At 51.5% G+C, this 2500-nt stretch carries 2 rRNA genes (both only partly in view); both read right to left on the bottom strand.

The features are described from left to right. Nucleotides 1–916 (bottom strand): 23S ribosomal RNA (locus tag I5818_RS00505); it reaches 2051 nt to the left of the window's first position. 305 nt (nucleotides 917–1221) lie between these two features. After that, nucleotides 1222–2500 (bottom strand): 16S ribosomal RNA (locus tag I5818_RS00500); it runs 274 nt beyond the window's last position. Together the 16S and 23S rRNA genes form the textbook arrangement of a ribosomal RNA operon.

Genomic DNA, 2500 nt, shown 5'->3' with positions numbered 1-2500 from the left:
TCTACCTCCAAGACTCTTACCTTAAGGCTAGCCCTAAAGCTATTTCGGAGAGAACCAGCTATCTCCAAGTTCGATTGGAATTTCTCCGCTACCCACACCTCATCCCCGCACTTTTCAACGTGCGTGGGTTCGGGCCTCCAGTAAGTGTTACCTTACCTTCACCCTGGACATGGGTAGATCACCTGGTTTCGGGTCTACGACCTCATACTTAATCGCCCTATTCAGACTCGCTTTCGCTGCGGCTCCGCCTCTTCAGCTTAACCTTGCATGAAATCGTAACTCGCCGGTTCATTCTACAAAAGGCACGCTATCACCCTGCATAAAGCATAGGGCTCTAACTACTTGTAGGCACACGGTTTCAGGTTCTCTTTCACTCCCCTTCCGGGGTGCTTTTCACCTTTCCCTCACGGTACTGGTTCACTATCGGTCACTAGGGAGTATTTAGCCTTGGGAGATGGTCCTCCCTGCTTCCGACGGGATTTCACGTGTCCCGCCGTACTCAGGATCCACTCTGGAGGGAACGAAGTTTCAACTACAGGGTTGTTACCTTCTTTGACGGGCCTTTCCAGACCTCTTCATTTACTCCGTTCCTTTGTAACTCCGTATAGAGTGTCCTACAACCCCAAGAGGCAAGCCTCTTGGTTTGGGCTTCTTCCGTTTCGCTCGCCGCTACTCAGGAAATCGCAATTGCTTTCTCTTCCTCCGGGTACTTAGATGTTTCAGTTCCCCGGGTCTGCCTTCCTTACTCTATGTATTCAAGTAAGGATACTACCCCATTACGGGCAGTGGGTTCCCCCATTCGGAAATCTCCGGATCAAAGCTCGCTTACAGCTCCCCGAAGCATATCGGTGTTAGTCCCGTCCTTCATCGGCTCCTAGTGCCAAGGCATTCACCGTGCGCCCTTACTAACTTAACCTAAAAGGTTATTTAAAACTACTTAATGGATTCATCCATAAAGTGGCGATTCTCGGTTATTACTTGGTTACTTCTTACATATCTAGTTTTCAAAGAACAATCCGGCGAATGATAAGCTTCGAATCTCTTCGTCAGCGCACTCACTCACATCCTCACGTATGTTTAATACGTTCCGGTGCTCATTCGCTTGCTTCCTCGACCTTCTCGCTTCTAATTCACCTCTATTAAAATGAAAGGATTAACCTTTCAAAACTGAACAAAACAGAAGACGTCTGAACCACGTAAGTGGTTTTCCATATTCCTTAGAAAGGAGGTGATCCAGCCGCACCTTCCGATACGGCTACCTTGTTACGACTTCACCCCAATCATCTGTCCCACCTTCGGCGGCTGGCTCCAAAAGGTTACCTCACCGACTTCGGGTGTTACAAACTCTCGTGGTGTGACGGGCGGTGTGTACAAGGCCCGGGAACGTATTCACCGCGGCATGCTGATCCGCGATTACTAGCGATTCCGGCTTCATGTAGGCGAGTTGCAGCCTACAATCCGAACTGAGAATGGTTTTATGGGATTGGCTAAACCTCGCGGTCTTGCAGCCCTTTGTACCATCCATTGTAGCACGTGTGTAGCCCAGGTCATAAGGGGCATGATGATTTGACGTCATCCCCACCTTCCTCCGGTTTGTCACCGGCAGTCACCTTAGAGTGCCCAACTGAATGCTGGCAACTAAGGTCAAGGGTTGCGCTCGTTGCGGGACTTAACCCAACATCTCACGACACGAGCTGACGACAACCATGCACCACCTGTCACTCCTGTCCCCGAAGGGAAATCCCTATCTCTAGGGAGGTCAAGAGGATGTCAAGACCTGGTAAGGTTCTTCGCGTTGCTTCGAATTAAACCACATGCTCCACCGCTTGTGCGGGCCCCCGTCAATTCCTTTGAGTTTCAGCCTTGCGGCCGTACTCCCCAGGCGGAGTGCTTAATGCGTTAGCTGCAGCACTAAAGGGCGGAAACCCTCTAACACTTAGCACTCATCGTTTACGGCGTGGACTACCAGGGTATCTAATCCTGTTCGCTCCCCACGCTTTCGCGCCTCAGCGTCAGTTACAGACCAGAGAGTCGCCTTCGCCACTGGTGTTCCTCCACATCTCTACGCATTTCACCGCTACACGTGGAATTCCACTCTCCTCTTCTGCACTCAAGTCTCCCAGTTTCCAATGGCCGCTTGCGGTTGAGCCGCAAGATTTCACATCAGACTTAAGAAACCGCCTGCGCGCGCTTTACGCCCAATAATTCCGGACAACGCTTGCCACCTACGTATTACCGCGGCTGCTGGCACGTAGTTAGCCGTGGCTTTCTGGTTAGGTACCGTCAAGGTACCGCCCTATTCGAACGATACTTGTTCTTCCCTAACAACAGAGTTTTACGATCCGAAAACCTTCATCACTCACGCGGCGTTGCTCCGTCAGACTTTCGTCCATTGCGGAAGATTCCCTACTGCTGCCTCCCGTAGGAGTCTGGGCCGTGTCTCAGTCCCAGTGTGGCCGATCACCCTCTCAAGTCGGCTACGCATCGTCGCCTTGGTGAG

This window comes from Heyndrickxia oleronia, from assembly GCF_017809215.1.
Lineage (GTDB): Bacteria > Bacillota > Bacilli > Bacillales > Bacillaceae_C > Heyndrickxia > Heyndrickxia oleronia.
This window is presented reverse-complemented; position numbering and strand designations above follow the sequence as displayed.